The sequence below is a fragment of the Streptomyces sp. NBC_01803 genome (genome assembly GCF_035917415.1).
Lineage (GTDB): Bacteria > Actinomycetota > Actinomycetes > Streptomycetales > Streptomycetaceae > Streptomyces.
On the sequence record NZ_CP109073.1, the window covers coordinates 4,955,935 to 4,974,923 of the forward strand.

Genomic DNA, 18,989 nt, shown 5'->3' on the forward strand with positions numbered 1-18,989 from the left:
TCGGGAACGGCTGGTGAGCGGGGACGATCGTCGCACGACGGGCGGGGAGTGTCAGTGGGGCGTGGGAGGATCGGGACCGTGGCTGAGAACGCATCGCAGACGACCACCGCGCCCCGCCTGCTCCTTCTGGACGGGCATTCGCTGGCGTACCGTGCCTTCTTCGCGCTGCCCGCGGAGAATTTCACGACGACGGTGGGCCAGCCGACGAACGCGATCTACGGCTTCACCTCCATGCTGGCGAACACCCTGCGGGACGAGGCGCCGACGCATCTGGCGGTCGCCTTCGACGTCTCCCGCGTGACCTGGCGTTCCGAGCGCTTCACGGAGTACAAGGCGACGAGGTCCGCGACGCCCGACGAGTTCAAGGGGCAGGTGGAGCTGATCGGGGAGCTGCTGGACGCGATGCGGGTGCCCCGGTTCGCGGTGGCGGGCTTCGAGGCGGACGACGTGATCGCCACGCTGGCCACGCTCGCGGCCTCCGAGGGCTTCCAGGTGTCGATCGTGACCGGCGACCGGGACGCGTTCCAGCTGGTGAGCGACCGGGTGACCGTGCTCTATCCGACCAAGGGCGTCTCGGAGCTGACGCGCTTCACGCCGGAGAAGGTGCGGGAGAAGTACGGCCTGCCGCCGGCTCTCTACCCGGACTTCGCGGCGCTGCGCGGCGACCCCTCGGACAATCTGCCGGGCATCCCGGGCGTGGGGGAGAAGACGGCGGCCAAGTGGATCACCCAGTTCGGCTCGCTGGACGGCCTGGTGGAGCGCGCCGACGAGGTGAAGGGCAAGGCGGGGGAGGGCCTGCGGGCGCACCTGGAGTCCGTCAAGCTGAACCGGGTGCTGACCGAGCTGGTGCGGGACGTGGACCTCGGCCGCGGCCCGGCCGACCTGGTGCGCGAGCCGTATGACGTGATGGCGGTGACCGGGCTGCTGGACGCCCTCGAATTCCGGAACCCGAATCTGCGCGAGCGGCTGTTCGCGGTCGACCCGGGCGCGGTGGGCGAGGAGGCGGCGGCCGTGGCGGGCGGCATCGAGGTGGACGGCGAGGTGCTGGCCGCCGGGGCCCTGGGGCCGTGGCTGGCCGGGCATGGCGGGCAGCCGCTGGGCGTGGCCACCGCGGACTCCTGGAAGCTGGGTGCGGGCAGCGTGCACGCGGTGGCGCTGGCCACCGCCGAGGGCCCGGCCGCCTGGTTCGACCCGGCAGAGCTCGACGAGGCGGACGAGCGAGCGTTCGCGGACTGGGCGGCGGACGCGGTCCGGCCCAAGGTCCTGCACAACGCCAAGGCGTTGCAGCGGGTCTTCGCCGAGCACGGCTGGCAGGTCGCGGGCATCACCATGGACACCGCGCTCGCCGCCTATCTGGTCCAGCCGGGCCGCCGCTCCTTCGCGCTGGACGCGCTGAGCGTGGAGTTCCTCGGCCGCGAGCTGGACCGGCCCGCCGACGACAGCGGGCAGCTCGCGTTCGGCGCGGACGACACGGCCGAGGCCGAGTCGCTGATGCGGCAGGCGCGGACCGTCGTGGACCTCGGGGTGCTGTTCCGCGCCCGGCTGGCCGACGTCGGGGCGGACGAGCTGCTGGACGATCTGGAGCTGCCGACCTCGGCGCTGCTGGCCCGGATGGAGCGGGCGGGTATCGCCGCCGACCGGGCGTGGCTGGAAGGTCTGGAGCAGCAGTTCGCCGCGGCCGTCCAGCAGGCGGTCTCCGAGGCGCACGCCTCGGTCGGCCACGAGTTCAACCTGGGCTCGCCCAAGCAGCTTCAGGAGGTCCTCTTCGGGGAGCTGGGCCTGCCCCGGACGAAGAAGACGAAGACGGGCTACACGACGGACGCCGACGCGCTGGCGTGGCTCGCGGCGCAGACCGAGCACGAGCTGCCGGTCATCATGCTGCGCCACCGCGAGCAGGCACGGCTGCGCACCACGGTCGAGGGCCTGATCAAGACGATCGCCTCGGACGGCCGCATCCACACCACGTTCCAGCAGACGGTGGCGGCCACCGGCCGCCTGTCGTCCACCGATCCCAACCTGCAGAACATCCCGGTCCGCACCGACGAGGGCCGGGCGATCCGCCGCGGCTTCGTCGTGGGCGAGGGCTTCGAGTCGCTGCTGACCGCCGACTACAGCCAGATCGAGCTGCGCGTGATGGCCCACCTCTCCGAGGACGCGGGCCTGATCGAGGCGTTCACCTCGGGCGAGGACCTGCACGACACGGTCGCCTCGCAGGTCTTCGGCGTCGGCCGGGACCAGGTGGACCCGGAGACGCGGCGCAAGATCAAGGCCATGAGCTACGGGCTGGCGTACGGCCTGTCCGCGTTCGGTCTCTCCCAGCAGCTCTCCATCGGGCCGGACGAGGCCCGCAAGCTGATGGACACCTATTTCGAGCGGTTCGGCGGTGTCCGCGACTATCTGCGCCGGGTGGTCGAGGAGGCCAGGGCCACCGGGTACACCCAGACGCTGCTGGGCCGCCGCCGCTATCTGCCCGACCTCACCAGCTCGAACCGGCAGCGCCGGGAGATGGCGGAGCGCATGGCGCTCAACGCCCCGATCCAGGGCACCGCCGCCGACATTGTGAAGATCGCGATGCTCCGCGTGGACGACGCGCTGCGCCGCGAGAAGCTCGGCACCCGGATGCTGCTCCAGGTCCACGACGAGATCGTGCTGGAGATCGCGCCCGGCGAGCGGAAGCAGGTGGAGGAGTTGGTGCGGCACGAGATGGCGCACGCGGTGACGCTGCGCGCCCCCCTCGATGTGTCGGTAGGCTCGGGCGTCACCTGGGAGTCCGCCGCGCACTGAGGGGATCAGTCGGCACGGAAGGGATGTACAGGGACTTAGCGGAATTCGCGGATGGTGAAGCTCTTCCTCCTCAACCGTCACATCAGCGTCACTCGCTCGTCCTGGCCCCTCACGATCCTGTGTCGTACTGTCGTTCCGGTCAACGAAGACAGCACCACCGGACGCCAGTTGGAGGGGAACGCACGTGGGGTTGCGTAACGGCAGGATCCGAAAGGGACTCTCGGGCTCGGCGCTCGCGGCGGCGGCGATGGCCGCGCTCACCGCGTCGCAGGCACCCGAGATGCTGGCCGGCGACGGCGCCGGCCGACCGGAGTCACGCGAGCGGACCGCTGCGGAGGAGCCGGACATACCGGATGCCGCCGAGGAGCCGACCGAGCTTCCGTACCACACCGACCTGCCCCCGCTCGACACGGCGGAGCCGGACAAGGACGACGCGGACCCGGACAGCGAGACGATCGCCATCGGCCCGGCCGAGGCCGGTATACCGGCCACCGTGCTCGACGCCTACCGGCGGGCCCAGGCGACGGTCGGCGAGACCACTCCCGGATGTGAGCTGGACTGGCGCGTGCTGGCGGGAATCGGCAAGGTCGAGTCCGGCCACGCCCGGGGCGGCGCGGTGGACGCGGACGGCACCACCGTCTCCCCGATCCTGGGCCCGGTCCTCAACGGCGACGGCTTCGCCTCCATCAGCGACACGGACGCCGGCCGCTGGGACAGCGACGGGCTGTTCGACCGGGCCGTGGGCCCGATGCAGTTCATCCCCTCCACCTGGGCCATGTGGGGCGCGGACGGCAACGGCGACGGCGTCGCCGACCCGAACAACGTGTATGACGCGGCGCTGGCCGCCGGTGACTACCTGTGCGCATCCGGTCGCAGCCTGGCCGTCTCGGCCGGCCTCGACCGCGCGCTGCTCAGCTACAACCACTCGTGGGACTACGTCCGGACCGTGCGGGCCTGGATCGACTACTACTACACGGGCGTCCACGAGGTTCCCGACGGCGAGGGCCCGCTGCCCGGCACCCCCGGCGCCGGCAACCCGGACAGCCAGGACGACCGTGCGGAGGAGCCGGCGCCCGGGGCGACGCCCGGCCCGCGCCCGACGGACCCGGAGACCCCCGGCGAGCCCTCCGACCCGACGCCGACGCCGACCCCGACCCCGACGGACCCGGAGACCCCCGGGGAGCCCACCGAGCCGGGCGAGCCGACGGAGCCGGGCGAGCCGACCGACCCCACGGACCCGACCGAGCCGGGCGAGCCCACGGACCCGGAGTGCCCGACGGACCCGACGGAGCCGGGCGAGCCGACCGACCCGACGGAGCCGGCCGAGCCGACCCCGACCCCCACCCCGACCCCCACGCCGACCGACCCGGGCACCGAGGAGCCGGACCCCGGCACGGACCCGACCGACCCCGGCGAGGGCTGCGAAACGCCCGAGGACCCCGAGACCCCCACGGATCCGGAGACCCCCACGGATCCGGAGACCCCCGAGCCCTCGCCCACCCCGACGGAATCCGACGCGACGGCCACCCGCCGCACGGACTGATCCAGCCATACGAGCCCCTGCGGCCGGGCGCGCCGACACCGCCCGGCCGCGGGGGCTCGTGGCATCCAGCGGCCCGCTCCGCGGGGCCCGGCGGGAGTTTTCCCGCTCCCGTCCCGCGTGGTGGCGCGGTCCCGTAGGCTGTGTGGCCCCCCGCGCGATCCCACCCGGCGCGGCGTGGTGTGACGGGCGACTCACATGCCGCGTGAGCTGGGATGTGTCACTTTTGGCCCGATAGTGCCCCTCGTGGGGCGAACCGCGCATTGACCCCGCCTGCCTGCGCCCGTATGCTATAAGGCGCGCTGCGGGCCTGCACGCCTCAGACAGAGTAGGTCGCGCTCGCACCTGTTGTATGTCCCCTCGGTTGTCGAGGCGCTTCCGGTTTTCGGACCATATGGAGAGCGCTTCCTAGGCTGTCCGGCTTCGGCAGTGCGATACGGGCTCCGGCGTAGCAGTGCCTACGAAACATGTCCGTACCGGAGCCCTTTACCACATGACGAGCAGCACCGAGACTCCCGCGACCACTCCGCAGGTTGCGGTCAACGACATCGGTTCCGAGGAAGCCTTCCTCGCCGCGATCGACGAGACGATCAAGTACTTCAACGACGGCGACATCGTCGACGGCGTCATCGTGAAGGTCGACCGGGACGAGGTCCTGCTCGACATCGGTTACAAGACCGAGGGCGTCATTCCCTCGCGCGAGTTGTCGATCAAGCACGATGTCGACCCGAACGAGGTCGTGGCCGTCGGCGACGAGATCGAGGCCCTTGTTCTCCAGAAGGAGGACAAGGAGGGCCGGCTGATCCTGTCCAAGAAGCGCGCCCAGTACGAGCGCGCCTGGGGCACCATCGAGAAGATCAAGGACGAGGACGGCATCGTCACCGGCACGGTGATCGAGGTTGTCAAGGGCGGCCTGATCCTCGACATCGGTCTGCGGGGCTTCCTGCCCGCGTCCCTCGTCGAGATGCGCCGTGTCCGCGACCTCCAGCCGTACGTCGGCAAGGAGCTCGAAGCCAAGATCATCGAGCTCGACAAGAACCGCAACAACGTCGTCCTCTCCCGCCGTGCCTGGCTGGAGCAGACGCAGAGCGAGGTCCGCCAGACCTTCCTCACCACCCTCCAGAAGGGCCAGGTGCGCTCCGGCGTCGTCTCCTCCATTGTCAACTTCGGCGCCTTCGTGGACCTGGGCGGTGTGGACGGTCTGGTCCACGTCTCCGAGCTGTCCTGGAAGCACATCGATCACCCCTCCGAGGTGGTCGAGGTCGGCCAGGAGGTCACGGTCGAGGTCCTGGACGTCGACATGGACCGCGAGCGCGTCTCGCTGTCGCTGAAGGCGACCCAGGAAGACCCGTGGCAGCAGTTCGCCCGGACCCACCAGATCGGCCAGGTCGTTCCCGGCAAGGTCACCAAGCTCGTGCCGTTCGGCGCGTTCGTCCGCGTGGACGAGGGCATCGAGGGTCTGGTGCACATCTCCGAGCTGGCCGAGCGCCACGTGGAGATTCCGGAGCAGGTCGTCCAGGTCAACGACGAGATCTTCGTCAAGGTCATCGACATCGACCTGGAGCGGCGTCGGATCAGCCTCTCGCTGAAGCAGGCGAACGAGAACTTCGGGCCCGACCCGATGGCGGTCGAGTTCGACCCGACGCTGTACGGCATGGCCGCGTCCTACGACGACCAGGGCAACTACATCTACCCCGAGGGCTTCGACCCGGAGGCGAACGACTGGCTGCCCGGGTACGAGAAGCAGCGCGAGGAGTGGGAGCGCCAGTACGCGGAGGCGCAGTCCCGCTTCGAGCAGCACCAGGCGCAGGTCATCAAGTCGCGCGAGGCGGACGCCCAGGCCGAGGCCGAGTCGGCCGGCGGTGGTGGCGGCGGCGGTGGCGGCCAGCAGTCGGGTGGCGGTGGCGGTGCGTCCTCGTACTCGTCGCCCCAGACCGACGACGCGGGCGCTCTCGCTTCGGACGAGGCGCTGGCGGCGCTCCGCGAGAAGCTGGCCGGCGGCCAGAGCTGATCACACGGCACCGGCACTGCTGACGGCCGAAGGCCCGTCCCCCACCCCGGGGACGGGCCTTCGGCCCGCCCGCCCCGTTCCGGTCGCTGCTGACGCGGGGAATGCCTTCGCGGTACCGTGCGTTGTCCTCTGCATACGCGAGACAGCGGAAGGGGTGCGGTGACGGTGCGCGATCCGCAGGAGTTGTTCGCATGGGACCCTGCCGGACTGGCCCGGGTCGACGAGGCAACGGGCAGCGCGGAGAGCGCGGGCCCGGTGTTGCTCTACCACTTCGACGGCTTCATGGACGCCGGTGAGGCCGGCGCGCAGCTTGTCGAGCTGCTCCTCGAAGGCGACGAGACCACGACCGTGGCCCGTTTCGACCACGACCGGCTCGTGGACTACCGGGCGCAGCGTCCGGGCATGACGTTCCACCGCGACCGGTGGACGGCGTATCAGGCTCCCAAGCTGGAGCTCGTCCTGGTCCGGGACGCGACGCATCAGCCGTTCCTCGTGCTGTCCGGTCCCGAGCCGGACGTCGAGTGGGAGGCGTTCGCCGCCGCCGTGCTGCACATAGCGGAGCGCCTGCGGGTCCGGATGCTGATGACGTTCCACGGCATCCCGATGGGCGTCCCGCACACCCGCCCCGTCGGCCTGACCCCGCACGGCAACCGCACGGATCTCGTGCCCGGCCACCGCAGCGTGTTCGAGGAAGCCCAAGTGCCCGGTAGCGCCGCCGCGTTGCTGGAGCTGCGGTTGATCGAGGCCGGCCACGACGCGGTCGGCGTCGCCGCCCACGTCCCGCACTACGTCGCCCGCTCCCGTTACCCGGACGCGGCCCTCGTCGTCCTCGAAGCCGCCACGGCCGCCACCGGCCTGGTGCTCCCGGACGCCGCGCACGCGCTGCGCATCCGCGCCCTCAAGACGCAGAACGAGATCGAACGGGAGCTGGCCGAGGGCGATTCCGAGCTGGTCGCCGTCGTGCGCGGCCTGGAGCAGCAGTACGACGCCATCGCGGGCGCCGCCACCCGGGGCAGCCTGGTCGCGGAGCCGGTCGAGCTGCCGTCCGCCGACGAGCTGGGCGCCGTCTTCGAACGCTTCCTGGCCGAGCGCGAGGACGGCGACGGCGACCGGTAGCCTGCCCGCATGCTGAATGTGGGACTGACCGGCGGGATCGGCGCGGGCAAGAGCGAGGCGGTGCGGCTGCTGGCCGCGCACGGCGCGGTGATCGTGGACGCGGACCGGATCGCGCGGGAGGTCGTCGCGCCCGGCACGCCCGGACTGGCCGCCGTCGTCGCGGAGTTCGGCGACGGCATCCGCACCGCCGATGGCGCGCTCGACCGCGAGCGGCTCGGCCGGATCGTCTTCGGCGACGAGAGCCGCCGCCAGGCGCTCAACGCGATCGTCCACCCCCTGGTCGGCGCCCGCTCGGCCCAACTCCGCGACGCCGCGCCCCCGGACGCCGTCGTCGTGCACGACGTGCCGCTGCTGACCGAGAACGGCCTCGCGGACCTCTACGACGCGGTGGTGGTCGTGGACGCCTCCGAAGCCACCCGCCTCGACCGCCTGACTCGCCTGCGCGGCATGACCGAACCCGACGCCCGCGCCCGCATGGCGGCCCAGGCCACCCGCGAAGACCGCCTGAAAACCGCGGACTTCGTCCTGGACAACGACGGCACGGTGGACGACCTGGCCCGCCAGGTGGACACGCTGTGGGACCGCCTGCGCGAGCTGCGGACCACACGGGAGCTGGGCCACCGGTTCGAGACGCTGACCACGGCCCACGTGGCGGACGCCTGCGTCCGCGCGCGGGTCCCGGTGCGCTGCGTCCCGCTCCGGGCCGTGGCGCCGGGCGCCCGCCTGGCGGGCCGCGCCCTGCCCGCGCGACATGTGGGCAGCGTCGACATCTTCCTCGAAGCGCTCGAAGAGGCCGCCCCCGGCGATGTGCTGGTGGTCGACAACGACGGCCGCGCCGACGAGGCGTGCGTCGGCGACCTCATGGTCCTGGAGGCCCGCGCGGCCGGCCTGGCGGGCATCGTGATCTGGGGCCTGCACCGCGACACGGCCGACATCCGCGCGATCGGCCTCCCGGTCTTCAGCCAGGGCGCCATCCCGACCGGCCCCCAACGCCTGGACCCCCGCCCGGCCGACGCCCTGGAGTCCGCGCGGGTGGGGGAGTGGACGGTGACCCGCGACGACCTGGTCCTGGCCGACGACGACGGCGCCCTCTTCATCCCGGCGTCGCACGCCCCGGACCTCCTCACCCTGGCGGAGAGCATCCGCGACACGGAACACCACCAGGCCGACCAGATCCGCGCGGGCACGCCCCTGCGCACACAGGTGGGCTTCCCCGCCTACCTCACCGCACGCCGCGAGACCCCGTCCCTGACCTTCCGCGAACACCTCCGCGCGATGGGCGGAGCGATCGAGGAGTGACCTGCTAGCCGGACCGTCGAAGCGGGAGAACCCACAGATGCCGAGAACGACGCAACTCCGTACGTATACGGTCCGGGAAGGCATGCTCGACGCATGGGTGGAGCGCTGGCGTTCACAGATCGTGCCCCTGCGCCTTGAGCTGGGCTTCGAGATCGGTGGGGCCTGGACCGACCGTGAACGGAACCAGTTCGTCTGGCTCATCTCCTATGACGGCCCGGAGACCTTCGCCGAACGGAACGCGCTCTACTGGGCCTCACCTGCTCGCGCGGCCATGAACCTCGATCCGGATGACTACGTGGAGCGCACCGAGGAGCGCCTGGTCGAGCCAGTGGTGTGACTACGGAGACAACGGCAGCATGTGGTGCTGTCGCTCGCTCTCGCTCAGCACCCTGAAGACCCGTCCGTGGCCAGTGGCCTGTATGCGCGCGAAGTCGGGATCGGCGGGCCAGACGCGGGCGGTGCCATCGGTCGAGGCCGTGAGCAGCTTGGTCCCATCCGGTGACCACTGAACGGAAGTGACCCTGTCTTGATGGACGCCGACCACCGCGAGTGGCTCCTGCGTGTCGGCGGACCATACCCGGACAGTCCGGTCGTCCGATCCTGTGGCGATGCGTCGGCCGTCCCGGGACCAGGCGACAGCGCGGACGCGGCCTTCGTGTCCTGTCAACGTGGCCGCGCGGTGCCCCGTGGCGGCGTCCCACAGCGCGGCCGTCCAGTCCCCGGAGGCCGTGACGACACGGACTTCGTCCGGCGACCAGTCCACGTCGTCCACGTAGTTCTCATGGCCCCGGAGCACGGTGAGCTGTCGGCCGTCGGCCGCGTCCCACAACCGGCAGGTCCGGTCGTCGGACGCGGTGGCGATGAACCGCCCACTGGGTGACCAGGCGACCCCGCCCACCCAGTCCTGATGGCCGGACAGAGCCATGAGCTCCGCACCCGAATCAGCCGCCAGCACGCGCAGCATTCCGTCGTGGTCGCCGGTGGCGACGCGGGTGCCGTCCGGCGACCAGGCCATCGCCTCGACGACGGAGTCCCGACGTTCGAACGCGACCCCTGAGACCTCGCTCCCGACGCGGAGAACGCCGTCATGGGAACTTGTGGCCAGACGGTCGCCGGTCGGTGACCACGCAACGCTCCAGACGCGGCCGTCATGGTCGACGAGCCGTCCGGTGGGTGCGCCCGTCGAGGCGTCCCAGACCGTCACGGTCCCGTCGTCGGAGGCAGTGGCGATCCGTTCGCCGTCGCCGGACCAGACCGCCCGGTTCAGGGGCCGCCGATGACGGTCCAGCAGCATCGACTCGGCCCCCCGCGGCCGCACGTCCCAGATCCGGGCCGATCCGTCCGTCGAGCTGGTGGCGAGTCCGCGCCCGTCCGGTGACCATGTCACACCCCACACCGTGTCCGTATGCCCGCGCAGCACGGCCACGGTCTTGGCGTCCTGGGCATCGACGACCCGCACGGTCCGGTCGGATGACGCGGAGGCGAGTGTCCGTCCGTCGGGCGACCAGGCGATGTTCCATACGTAGTCCGCGTGTCCACGGACCAGCAGTCGCGGGTTCCCGGTGTGCGCGTCCCAGACGCGCACGGTGTGATCACCCGAGCCGGTGGCGATGCTCCGTCCGTCGGGCGACCAGGCGATTCCCTCCACGAAGTCGGAATGCCCGGTGAGAGTCGCGACTGACGTGCCTGTCGTCAGAGCCCAGACCATCGCCGTCTGATCATGGGACGCAGTCGCCAGACGGGTGCTGTCCGGGGCCCAGGCCACGCCCCACACATCACCACGGTGCCCACGCAGTTCATGCAGGAGATCGCCCGTAACGGAGTCCCAGACGCGCACCGCGCAGTCGCGGGATGTCGCCGCCACCCACCGTCCGTCAGGAGACCAGGCCACCTGCCGCACGATGTCGGAAGCGCCCGAGAACGACGCAAGGACCTCTCCCGACGCCACGTCCCAGATCCGCACCACTTCGTCGCGGGAAGCGGTGGCGAGTCTGGTCGAGTCGGGCGACCAGGCCACCCCTTCGACCATCGCGTCACCGGAGCGCAGAACCCGCAGCGGCCGTCCGGAGCTCGCCTCGAAGATCCTCGCCGTTCCATCGCGCGACGCCGTGGCCAGCCACAGACCGCTGGGTGACCACGCGATGTGCCGCACGGTGTCGGTGTGCCCGTCGAGCTGGGCACGCAGATGGCTGAACGCCAGTGCCGTCATCAGCCCGCGCTGTGCGGCGGGCGTCGACGCGCATTCCCCCAGCGCGGCAAGAGACAGCAGCACCGCCAGCTCCGGGTCCTGCTCGGCGCTGCTGAGTACGTGCCGGCCGACGCTGTCCGAGACACGCCGCAGAAAGGCGAGATCCCGCCTGCGCGAGGCTTCGACGAGGGCGCGGGCCGAGTCCGACGTTTGTCCGCTCTGCTCAAGGGCGGACAGCCACCGCTCGGCGAGGGCGAGTCGTTCACCGGACAGGAGATAGTCGGTGCTGCACCCGGAGCGCCGCCAGTCGCCCGCCCACCGATCGAGCTCGGCGCGCTGCCGCAAGTGCTCGGCCTGCGTTTCGACTTCCTGTCGCAAGGGGGCCCACTGGCGGAACAGCGCCTCGTGGGTCACTTGCGCGAAGGCCCCGCCGCCGGCGTGGTCTCCGCCTTCTGTATCCGACACGAGAAGCCGTGCGTCGATGAAAGCGTCCACCACCCGGCGCTCCACGTCCGTCAGTTCGGTCAGCGACACCCGGCGCCGGGCGACATCCTGTCCCTGGACGGTGACGAACCGCAGCAATACACGCAGCACGGAATCGATGGCGTTCGCGCCCTGGAGCGCGGACACGGTGTGATCCGCCTGCCGGGCCAGGGCCCCGGCCACCCCTCCCCGACTGCGGTAGAGCTCCTCGGTGATGGTTCCGTCCGGTCCCGAGCCGAAGTACAGCTCCTGGAGGAGGTATGCGAGCAGCGGGAGCGCGTCGTTCGAGCCGGTGTCGTTCACGATGGTGTCCACCACACCGGGCGCGAAAGACAGGCCGACCAGCGAACCGGGTTTCTCCACCGCCTCGATGAGCTGCCGTCTGCCGAGTGCGCCGATGGCCATCGGGTTGCGGAAGTACTCGGCGTATTCCGTGCTGAGCAGGTCCCCGAGGAAGTCGATACGGAGCGTTACCAGCACGCTGAGCCGTGAATCGCGCTCCACACACCTGTGAAGTGCTTCCAGGAAGTGGCCGCGTTCCCGTTCACCGGCCAGGGTGACGACTTCCTCGAACTGATCGATGACGAGGAGCATGCGCTGGAAACGGCCGCCTCCGCGCAAGCGCGCCAGCTCTTCGGCGAGGGCCTCCGGTGCTCGCTGGAGTCGCCGCAGGATCGTGTCCACCGGCTCACGGTCTCCGACGGCGGTCGCTATGGCCGTGGCCAGTGCCCTCATCGGCTCGGAGCCGGGGGCGAAGGCGGGGAGAACCGACCAGCGCCGGTCGCGCAGGCGTGGCATGATGCCCGCCCTGACCAGCGAGGACTTTCCGCTGCCCGAGGCACCGACAAGGGCGATGAACCTGTCGGTGGTCCGGGGCGCCACCTCGTGGAGCCTGCGCGTCAGGTCGGCCGTGTCCGCCTCCCGGCCGAAGAAGACAGCCGCCTCGTCCTCGGCGAAGGCGTCCAGGCCGGGATAGGGGACCCGGTCGCGAGGCCAGTCGGGCCGCTGCGGGGGTGCCGGGTTCTCCAGGCGGTAGACGATCACCTGGACGATCACCATCGTGACGACGAGCAGCCCGATGCCGGGTACGGCGATCCGCTGGAGAAGGCGCAGCAGCAGCGGAACGTCGTCCACGTTCGTCGCGTAGTTGGTGACGATGCCCAGCAAGCTCGCGACGAGCACGAGTAAGACTTGTAAGAGCAACTGCAGACGGTCCTTCACGAAGAGATCACCGTCTCGCCGATCCCGCTCAGTCGCAGCACGCCAGGCTCCTGTCCTTCGCCGCACCCGCTCTGTCCATCATCGGAGTCGCGGCATCCGACCACAAGATCAGAAATGAGTCCACCCGCGCGCAGAGCGTCTGCGTCACCGTCGGCACAGGGGGCAACGGTCGCGGCCGTCTCATCGGTTCCAGCCGAAGGTGGTGGGGGCGAGGCGCTGGCCCTCCAGTTCCTTGTGGACGGCCACGCGGTCGAACACCGTGCCGTGTGCGCGGCCGGGGCGAACGTCCTGCCGCTGAGGTCCCGGCCGCTCAACTCCCGCACGGCGGCCATCTGCCCGGGCGCCCGGCAGGGACAGCACCCGGGGGAGGTCGAGCAGGCCGGAATTCGCGGCGAGTTCGTACAGCGAGCGGACGAGCCGCCCCGCGCGGGCGGGGGCGCGGCGGCGGACGTGGTACGTCGTGCGCGTCGGCCGTGAGACGGGCACGACGAGCGCGGAATCGCGCACCCAGAGCGGCAGTTTCCGCTCCATGGCCAACGCCTCGACGCCGCGCACCGCCCCCGCCCGGCGCCCAACCGCGCGTCCCGCACTCGCACTTCGACCATGTACGCCACGTGGCGGTTCTCGGCGGGGATCTGATCCGTGGGCTCGGTCGGCCGTACGGACCAGCCCTGTTCCGTCAACTCCTTGATAGCGAGCGTCAGTTCGTCCGGATGAACGAGGATCTGCACAGCGACGCGCAGCCGCCGGTTGTACGGCATCCGGACCTCACTGCCGGTGCCCCCCGCCGCCACTGGAACACGCGAACTTGTCCGGTCAGCAGGGGATGTCGATCACGCCGGCGACCACGTTGGAGTCGTGGGTGTGGGCCTCTGTCCGCGACGCGCGCTCGGCCTGGACCCGGTCCGGCTCGACGTCGTAGGCCGTGCCCACCCAGCCGCAGGAGCACCACGCGCAGAAGTACGGTTCGAAGCGGTCCTTCTTCCGCCCTCGCGGCGGATCCATGAACACGCGCCAGACCTCGACCCGATGCGTCGGCATCTCATGCTCCGTCCGGCGTGGCCACCACGGCATGCGCCTAGCTTTGCTCACGGTCCCCAGTCTGGCGGACAGCGGTTGTCGCCACGCGGAGTTGGGCGGCTTCGCGGCGGGAGCGGAGCGGGACTTCCCATTCCTTGAACAGTTTGGTGAGGTACGGCGCCGACACCTCGTAGTGCCGGGCGAGCGCGTTCATGGACGTCTTCTCTTCGAGGTAGAGGCGGATGGCCTCGTCCTTCGGGATGACCGGCATACGGCGGGTCGGCATGGTTGTCGCGCCTCCTTCAGTGGGGGGTCGGCAGGTCGAGTTCGGCCCACACCGTCTTGCCGCACGGCCGCCGGTCCTGGACGCCCCAGCGGTCCGCGAAGGCGTCGATCAGAAGAAGTCCGCGCCCTGACTCCGCCTCCGGGTGGGAGAGGGCGAAGTCGGGGTGCTTGTCGGCGAGCATGTCCGTCACCTCGACGCGCAGCACGGTCGGCATCAGCAGGCCGGGCCCGGTGGCGAGGCGCATACGGAAGTCGCGGTCGAGGCAACGGCCGTGCAGGGCGGCGTTCGTGGCGAGTTCGGCGACGACCGACTCGGCGGTCTGCGAGACGCGGCAACAGTGCGGCCAGCCCCAGTCCGCGAGTTGCTGCGTGGCCATCAACCGGGCCAGGCGCGCACCGTGGCGGGTGGAGCTGAAAAGTTGCACGTACTCGTACAGGGGCGGGGCGATCTCTGTAGGGGGAATTCCGGTCATCATGGCAACGAGTTTCGCCGCGTGAGACTACTGTTACCAGTAGTTACGACCGTACCCGGGCCGCAGGTCCGAGGCTTGTCGGAGCCGGGTCCGGGTCATCGGTAGAAACACCGTGGGGTGTGGGTAGTTACCCAGGGAATGGCGGAGGTACGCGGCATGGCGGAAACGGCCCGGCCGGAGATCGATGAGGAAGCGGTCGCGCGCGCGGAGGCGGAGGGGACGGAGCCTCTACTCCGGGCCGTCGGGAAGATCATCAAGACCCTGCGGGAGAACGCCAAGCTCACGCAGGTGGAGTTCGGCGAGGCCATCGGGTATGGCGTCGAGCAGGTGTCGTCGGTGGAGCGCGGGAGGCGGGCGCCGAAGGCGCAGTTCATCGAGGCGGCGGAGCGCGTGCTGAACGCGCGGGGTGTGCTGAAGGGCATTCAGGAGGACATCGACAAGGCTAGTTTCTCGTCCCGACTGCGGCAGTTCGTGAAGGTTGAGGGCGAGGCCGTCGAGATCCACGAGTACAACCCGTTGGTCGTGCCGGGGTTGTTGCAGACCGAGGCGTACACCCGCACGCTGTACCGCATGCGACGGCCGCTGCTCGCGGAGGAGACGATCGAGCAGAACGTCGCGGAGCGGATGTCCCGGCGGGTTGTGTTCGACCGGTGGCCCGCGCCGATCATGAGCTTCGTCATCGAGGAGTCGGTGCTGCGCCGCCCGGTCGGTGGCAAATCCACAATTAAGGGGCAGTACGAGCGCATCCTCCAGGTGGGGGTTATGCGGAATGTGGAGATTCAGGTAGTGCCTTGGGACTTGGAGGACCACGCGCAGACGTACGGCATGGCTGCCTTGCTGGAGTTGAAAGACCGGAAGATTGCCTACTCCGAGGCCCAGGGACGGAGCTTCTGGTTCACCAAGCGGGCGGAGGTGCGGGAGGTCGAGGCTCGTTATGGGATTATCCGTGCGCAGGCGCTCACGCCACGTGAGTCATGTGAGTTCATCGAGAAGTTGCTGGGAGAGACATGAGGGCCGAAGAGCTTCATTGGTTCAAGAGCAGCTACAGCGGCAACGAGCCCGGCGATGCGTGCGTCGAGGTGGCGTGGACTAAGAGCAGCCATAGCGGCGGCGCACCTGGTGATGAGTGCGTCGAGGTCGCCTGGAGCAAGAGCAGCCACAGCGACAACGAGGGCGGGGAGTGCGTCGAGGTGGCGCGTTGCTGCGGCTCCGTTCATGTCCGGGACTCGAAGAACAAGAGCGGCGGGCAGCTCGCGCTTTCGGGCGAACAGTGGGCCGCGTTCGTCAGCGCCGCTACCGTTGGCTCATGGACGTAGCATCCGCCGTTGCCCTGGTCTCGGTCGCCGCTGGGAGTGCCGCGACCGAGGCCGGGCGGCAAGCGTGGGAGTCACTGGTCGCGTTGACCCGCCGCCTCTCGGGCCGGGGTGACCCGGACCCGGGGGATGAGGCGGCGGTACGGGAGTTGACCGTCCGGGTGGACGAAGAGGCGGGAGCGGACGGGGAGTTCGCCTCGGAGCTGGTTCGCTGGGCCGAGGCGCATCAGGGCGCGCTCGTGCGGCAGACCCGCGTGGAGAACGTCATCTCCGGCAACGCCACGGTCCACGGCCCGGTGATCCAGACGCACACCATCCACGGCGGTCTCCACTTCGGCGGTTCCTAGCCCGTCGTGCGGCGGCGCCGGATCCACCTCGGTGTGTAGCGCTTCAGGCGCGGGAAGCGGGCGTGCTGCTCGCGGGAGTAGCGGTCCAGTTCCTCGGCGAGGCGCGTGGACCGTTTCTCCATGTCGAGTTCGTCCAGCATCCGGTCGACGTCCGCGAGCAGCGACCCGTACAACTGCCAGTGCCTCGGGTGTTCCTGGACGGTGCCGAGCAGCACCTTCGCGATGTGCTCGCGGCTCGTCCTGGCCGCGTCGAGCTCGATCGCCAGGAACGATTCCGCCTCGTCGGCCTGGGTGCTGACCTGGCTGGTGATCAGCGTGGCGAAACTGTCCACGGCGCCGGCCAGGTTGGCGAACACCTCGCGCAGCGCGGGCGCGATGTCCGGTGCGAGCAGCGGTTCGTCGCCCCGGCGCGCGGCGAGGTCGGTGAGGCTGCGGGACATCGTGCGCAGGATGACCGCGCAGACCTCCAGGGTGTCCAGGCCGGTGCGGAGCACGAGGCGCGTCATCAGTGGTTCTTTCACCCGGGGGTTGAACCGCAGGCTCTCCTCGGCCTGGATGATGGAGGCGTCGACCCGGGCGATGTCCTGATCGAGCTGCCGGGCGCGTTCGAGCTTCTTCGCGACGCGCTGCACCGGCAGCCGTTCCTCTTCGGCCTCCTCGCCGAGCTGCACGAGCAACGTGCGCATGCGACGGGCCTGTTCCTCGATGTCGTGGCTGGCGGAGCCGACCCAGACGGGCGGGATGAAGATGATGTTGAACAGCAGTCCGACAACGGCCCCGATGATCGTCTCCACCACCCGATCGAGTGCCGTCTCCGCGATCTGGGTGACGCCGAGGACCAGCATCGCGCTGATCGCCACCTCGGGCACGAACTCGTCGACCTTGACCAGGTGTCCGATGGCGAGGGCGGTGAGGATCAGGAGGCCGAGGCTCCACCAGCTCAGGCCGACCAGCGCGCTGAACCCCGTCGCCACCAGGACGCCGACGACCACGGAGTTCACCCGGCGGATGCCGGTGGTGAGGGTGGCGAAGAGCGTGACCTGCACGACCAGGAGCGCGGTGAGCGGGGCGAGCAGCGGCGCGGTGACGTCCGTGAGCCACATGGCGACGACGTAGGCGAAGGTGGCGGCGGTGGCGGAGCGGAGTGTCTGCACCACAACGGGTTCGGTGCCCCGCTTCTTGGCGAGATCGATGAGTTGCTCAGGTACATCCGGCACGCCTGCCCCTTTCGCTTCAAACGGCTCGAATCACCAAAAAGATGTCATTACCCGCCCTGATCGGAGGTGAACCGGTCCGGCCCGGTTTGTCGATTGGCTGCGGAGCACCCATCCGGGGCAGCACAATGCGTGTATGAGTGATGACGAAGCGGAGTTTCTTGAGCCACATCGCGTCATTCGGATGACGCGCTTCGACGACCCGGTGTCGGTGATCGCCGACACCGAGGCGTGGCAGGCGAGGGACGAGTACCCCGACATCCGGGCGCGCGGACCGCTGTTCGTCGCGGCCGAGCAGGAGCCGGACGGCCGGTGGCGGGTGATCACCTCGGGTGAGATCGCTCCGCAGACCAGCCGGGACATGCTGGGGCAGCGGTTCCGGGCGCGTGCCAAGGCGGCGGCGGAGGCGGACGACGAGGAGGCGCGGCGCGCCTGGATGGCCGGCGCCGAGCGGCTGGACTGGGAGAAGGTGGACGAACTCACTGTCCTCGACGCCCGGTTCAGGAACGTCCGGGCGGAGACGTACATCCGGACCGGGCCGGACGGCCCGGAGCCGCCGCGCCCCAGCGACGCGGACGCGATGCCGGTCGGCAAGGGACGGGAGGCGCCGTCCCGGACGGAGGGATTCCTGATCGATCCGGCCGCGGCGACGGGCGTCTCGGAGGGCATCCTGAAGTTCGACCTGCTCCAGTTCGTCCACGCCGTCGGCTCGGTCCCGGACGAGGTGCGGGCGGACGCGCTCCAGGCCCAGCACACGCACCCGGGCGGGGTGCTGATGGCGCCGAACTTCGCGATCGTGGAGCGGGTCGGGGACGACGGGCGCTGGCACGCGTTCTCGGTGAGCTCGGAGACGCCGCAGGCGGCCAGGGACGGGCTGGAGCTCCGCTTCGAGGGGATGCTGCCCGCCTCGCTGCACCCGCCCACCAGCAAGCGGCCGACGGGGTTCGAGGAGTGGCCGGAGGAGATCCGGAACGGGATGGCCGCGCAGTCGGGGCTGCTGAAGCCGGGGCAGCGGCGGCTGGACCACGAGCAGCTCCGGGCGTACTCGGTGGCGGCCTGCCGGCTGGCGCGCGAACGCCTGGACGAGATCCGGGTCCTGGACCGTACGTACCGGGTGTGCCGGCTGGAGCGGCTGATCCGCGTCGGCCCGGACGGGCCGGAGCCGCCCCGGCCGAACGACTACGACCCGGAGGCGCCGGTCGAGGTGCAGACCGAGGAGGACCGGGCGCGGGGGATCGTGTACGAGGACGACTAGCGGCCGGCCGGTGACCGGGCTGGTGTGCGGGCTAGTGACCGGTGTCGATGACGCAGAAGCGATTGCCCTCGGTGTCGGCGAGGACGACGTAGTCGGCCTCCTCGGGGTTCTCCGGGTAGAGATCCCAGTCCACGCGCTCGGCGCCGAGGGCGATCAGGCGTTCCACCTCGGCGGCCTGGTCCGCCGCGTCGCCCGCGTACAGGTCGAGATGGACGCGGGGGTGCCCCTGCACGGGCGACTCGCTCAGGCCGAGCGAGATCCCGGGACCGGGGCGGCCGTCGGCGGGCACGAGCACGGCCCAGTCGTCCTCGATCCCGTCGCGCGGCGCATAGTTGACCGCCCGGCTCCAGAACGCGGCGGCCCGCCGGACGTCGGACACACCCAGCACGATGGTTCCGATGCTCAGCATGGGTCGATGGTAGGCGGGGTGCGAGAGTGGG

Annotated in this window: 17 protein-coding genes and 1 pseudogene; 11 read left to right on the forward strand and 7 right to left on the reverse strand. The window is 70.5% G+C overall.

Annotation, left to right across the window (positions count from 1 at the left end; genetic code table 11):
- Positions 1-78 precede the first annotated feature (78 nt).
- The 7 genes and pseudogenes from polA (at position 79) to OIE51_RS22580 (ending at position 9,087) form a co-directional block, all read left to right on the forward strand.
- Positions 79-2,784: a DNA polymerase I gene (polA, locus tag OIE51_RS22550; protein WP_326599587.1), complete on the forward strand. Its 2,706-nt coding sequence runs from the start codon at positions 79-81 to the stop codon at positions 2,782-2,784.
- A 247-nt stretch (positions 2,785-3,031) separates the two neighbouring features.
- Positions 3,032-4,327 (forward strand): lytic murein transglycosylase, encoded by a 1,296-nt coding sequence (locus tag OIE51_RS22555; protein WP_442812075.1) that lies wholly within the window; start codon positions 3,032-3,034, stop codon positions 4,325-4,327.
- A gap of 490 nt (positions 4,328-4,817) precedes the next feature.
- Positions 4,818-6,335 (forward strand): 30S ribosomal protein S1, encoded by a 1,518-nt coding sequence (gene rpsA, locus OIE51_RS22560; protein WP_326599589.1) that lies wholly within the window; start codon positions 4,818-4,820, stop codon positions 6,333-6,335.
- A gap of 165 nt (positions 6,336-6,500) precedes the next feature.
- Positions 6,501-7,451, forward strand: a complete 951-nt coding sequence (locus tag OIE51_RS22565) for a proteasome assembly chaperone family protein (RefSeq protein WP_326599590.1) — start codon at positions 6,501-6,503, stop codon at positions 7,449-7,451.
- Between the two features lie 9 nt (positions 7,452-7,460).
- Positions 7,461-8,072, forward strand: a pseudogene (coaE, locus tag OIE51_RS22570) (dephospho-CoA kinase); the annotation flags it as partial.
- A gap of 27 nt (positions 8,073-8,099) precedes the next feature.
- The gene (locus tag OIE51_RS22575; protein ID WP_326600749.1) at positions 8,100-8,750 is read left to right on the forward strand and encodes an RraA family protein; all 651 of its coding nucleotides are present in this window, start codon (positions 8,100-8,102) and stop codon (positions 8,748-8,750) included.
- A gap of 37 nt (positions 8,751-8,787) precedes the next feature.
- Positions 8,788-9,087, forward strand: a complete 300-nt coding sequence (locus OIE51_RS22580; RefSeq protein ID WP_326599591.1) for an NIPSNAP family protein — start codon at positions 8,788-8,790, stop codon at positions 9,085-9,087.
- Here OIE51_RS22580 and OIE51_RS22585 read toward each other — a convergent pair whose 3' ends face one another.
- The 5 genes from OIE51_RS22585 to OIE51_RS22605 form a co-directional block, all read right to left on the reverse strand.
- The gene (locus OIE51_RS22585; protein ID WP_326599592.1) at positions 9,088-12,603 is read right to left on the reverse strand and encodes a WD40 repeat domain-containing protein; all 3,516 of its coding nucleotides are present in this window, start codon (positions 12,601-12,603) and stop codon (positions 9,088-9,090) included.
- A 219-nt stretch (positions 12,604-12,822) separates the two neighbouring features.
- A complete protein-coding gene (locus OIE51_RS22590; protein ID WP_326599593.1) occupies positions 12,823-13,173 on the reverse strand; it encodes a hypothetical protein in 351 nt (116 codons plus the stop codon).
- A 285-nt stretch (positions 13,174-13,458) separates the two neighbouring features.
- Entirely contained in the window at positions 13,459-13,683 is a 225-nt protein-coding gene (locus OIE51_RS22595) for a hypothetical protein (RefSeq protein WP_326599594.1), read from the reverse strand.
- 37 nt (positions 13,684-13,720) lie between these two features.
- Positions 13,721-13,948: a hypothetical protein gene (locus OIE51_RS22600; protein WP_326599596.1), complete on the reverse strand. Its 228-nt coding sequence runs from the start codon at positions 13,946-13,948 to the stop codon at positions 13,721-13,723.
- Between the two features lie 16 nt (positions 13,949-13,964).
- Positions 13,965-14,423 carry an ATP-binding protein gene (locus tag OIE51_RS22605; protein WP_326599597.1) on the reverse strand — a complete coding sequence of 153 codons (459 nt, stop codon included), beginning with the start codon at positions 14,421-14,423 and terminating at the stop codon, positions 13,965-13,967.
- A 153-nt stretch (positions 14,424-14,576) separates the two neighbouring features.
- Here OIE51_RS22605 and OIE51_RS22610 point away from each other — a divergent pair, with 153 nt between their 5' ends.
- From OIE51_RS22610 to OIE51_RS22620, 3 genes are read left to right on the forward strand one after another with little or no spacing between them, the layout of a single operon-like run.
- Positions 14,577-15,431 carry a helix-turn-helix domain-containing protein gene (locus tag OIE51_RS22610; protein WP_326599598.1) on the forward strand — a complete coding sequence of 285 codons (855 nt, stop codon included), beginning with the start codon at positions 14,577-14,579 and terminating at the stop codon, positions 15,429-15,431.
- Positions 15,428-15,736: a DUF397 domain-containing protein gene (locus OIE51_RS22615; protein WP_326599599.1), complete on the forward strand. Its 309-nt coding sequence runs from the start codon at positions 15,428-15,430 to the stop codon at positions 15,734-15,736. The genes OIE51_RS22610 and OIE51_RS22615 overlap by 4 nt, the downstream gene beginning before the upstream one ends.
- Positions 15,727-16,080 (forward strand): hypothetical protein, encoded by a 354-nt coding sequence (locus OIE51_RS22620; RefSeq protein WP_326599601.1) that lies wholly within the window; start codon positions 15,727-15,729, stop codon positions 16,078-16,080. The genes OIE51_RS22615 and OIE51_RS22620 overlap by 10 nt, the downstream gene beginning before the upstream one ends.
- On the opposite strand, the gene OIE51_RS22625 is transcribed toward OIE51_RS22620, so the two are convergent.
- On the reverse strand, positions 16,077-17,297 hold the full coding sequence (locus tag OIE51_RS22625) for an FUSC family protein (RefSeq protein WP_326599603.1): 1,221 nt from the start codon (positions 17,295-17,297) through the stop codon (positions 16,077-16,079). The genes OIE51_RS22620 and OIE51_RS22625 overlap by 4 nt on opposite strands.
- 181 nt (positions 17,298-17,478) lie before the next feature.
- Between OIE51_RS22625 and OIE51_RS22630 the strand changes: the two genes are divergently transcribed.
- Positions 17,479-18,549 carry a DUF5954 family protein gene (locus OIE51_RS22630; protein ID WP_326599604.1) on the forward strand — a complete coding sequence of 357 codons (1,071 nt, stop codon included), beginning with the start codon at positions 17,479-17,481 and terminating at the stop codon, positions 18,547-18,549.
- A gap of 31 nt (positions 18,550-18,580) precedes the next feature.
- Here OIE51_RS22630 and OIE51_RS22635 read toward each other — a convergent pair whose 3' ends face one another.
- Positions 18,581-18,958, reverse strand: a complete 378-nt coding sequence (locus OIE51_RS22635; protein WP_326599606.1) for a VOC family protein — start codon at positions 18,956-18,958, stop codon at positions 18,581-18,583.
- Positions 18,959-18,989 lie beyond the last annotated feature (31 nt).

Bases quoted from the DNA above. Each gene is read 5' to 3' on its own strand.
- OIE51_RS22580 (WP_326599591.1), top strand. From the start codon at position 8,788: ATGCCGAGAACGACGCAACTCCGTACGTATACGGTCCGGGAAGGCATG.
- OIE51_RS22605 (WP_326599597.1), bottom strand. From the start codon at position 14,423: ATGATGACCGGAATTCCCCCTACAGAGATCGCCCCGCCCCTGTACGAG.
- OIE51_RS22555 (WP_442812075.1), top strand. From the start codon at position 3,032: ATGGCCGCGCTCACCGCGTCGCAGGCACCCGAGATGCTGGCCGGCGAC.
- OIE51_RS22610 (WP_326599598.1), top strand. From the start codon at position 14,577: ATGGCGGAAACGGCCCGGCCGGAGATCGATGAGGAAGCGGTCGCGCGC.
- rpsA (WP_326599589.1), top strand. From the start codon at position 4,818: ATGACGAGCAGCACCGAGACTCCCGCGACCACTCCGCAGGTTGCGGTC.
- OIE51_RS22620 (WP_326599601.1), top strand. From the start codon at position 15,727: ATGGACGTAGCATCCGCCGTTGCCCTGGTCTCGGTCGCCGCTGGGAGT.
- OIE51_RS22600 (WP_326599596.1), bottom strand. From the start codon at position 13,948: ATGCCGACCCGCCGTATGCCGGTCATCCCGAAGGACGAGGCCATCCGC.
- OIE51_RS22630 (WP_326599604.1), top strand. From the start codon at position 17,479: ATGACGCGCTTCGACGACCCGGTGTCGGTGATCGCCGACACCGAGGCG.
- OIE51_RS22595 (WP_326599594.1), bottom strand. From the start codon at position 13,683: ATGCCGACGCATCGGGTCGAGGTCTGGCGCGTGTTCATGGATCCGCCG.
- OIE51_RS22635 (WP_326599606.1), bottom strand. From the start codon at position 18,958: ATGCTGAGCATCGGAACCATCGTGCTGGGTGTGTCCGACGTCCGGCGG.
- OIE51_RS22590 (WP_326599593.1), bottom strand. From the start codon at position 13,173: ATGGAGCGGAAACTGCCGCTCTGGGTGCGCGATTCCGCGCTCGTCGTG.
- OIE51_RS22615 (WP_326599599.1), top strand. From the start codon at position 15,428: ATGAGGGCCGAAGAGCTTCATTGGTTCAAGAGCAGCTACAGCGGCAAC.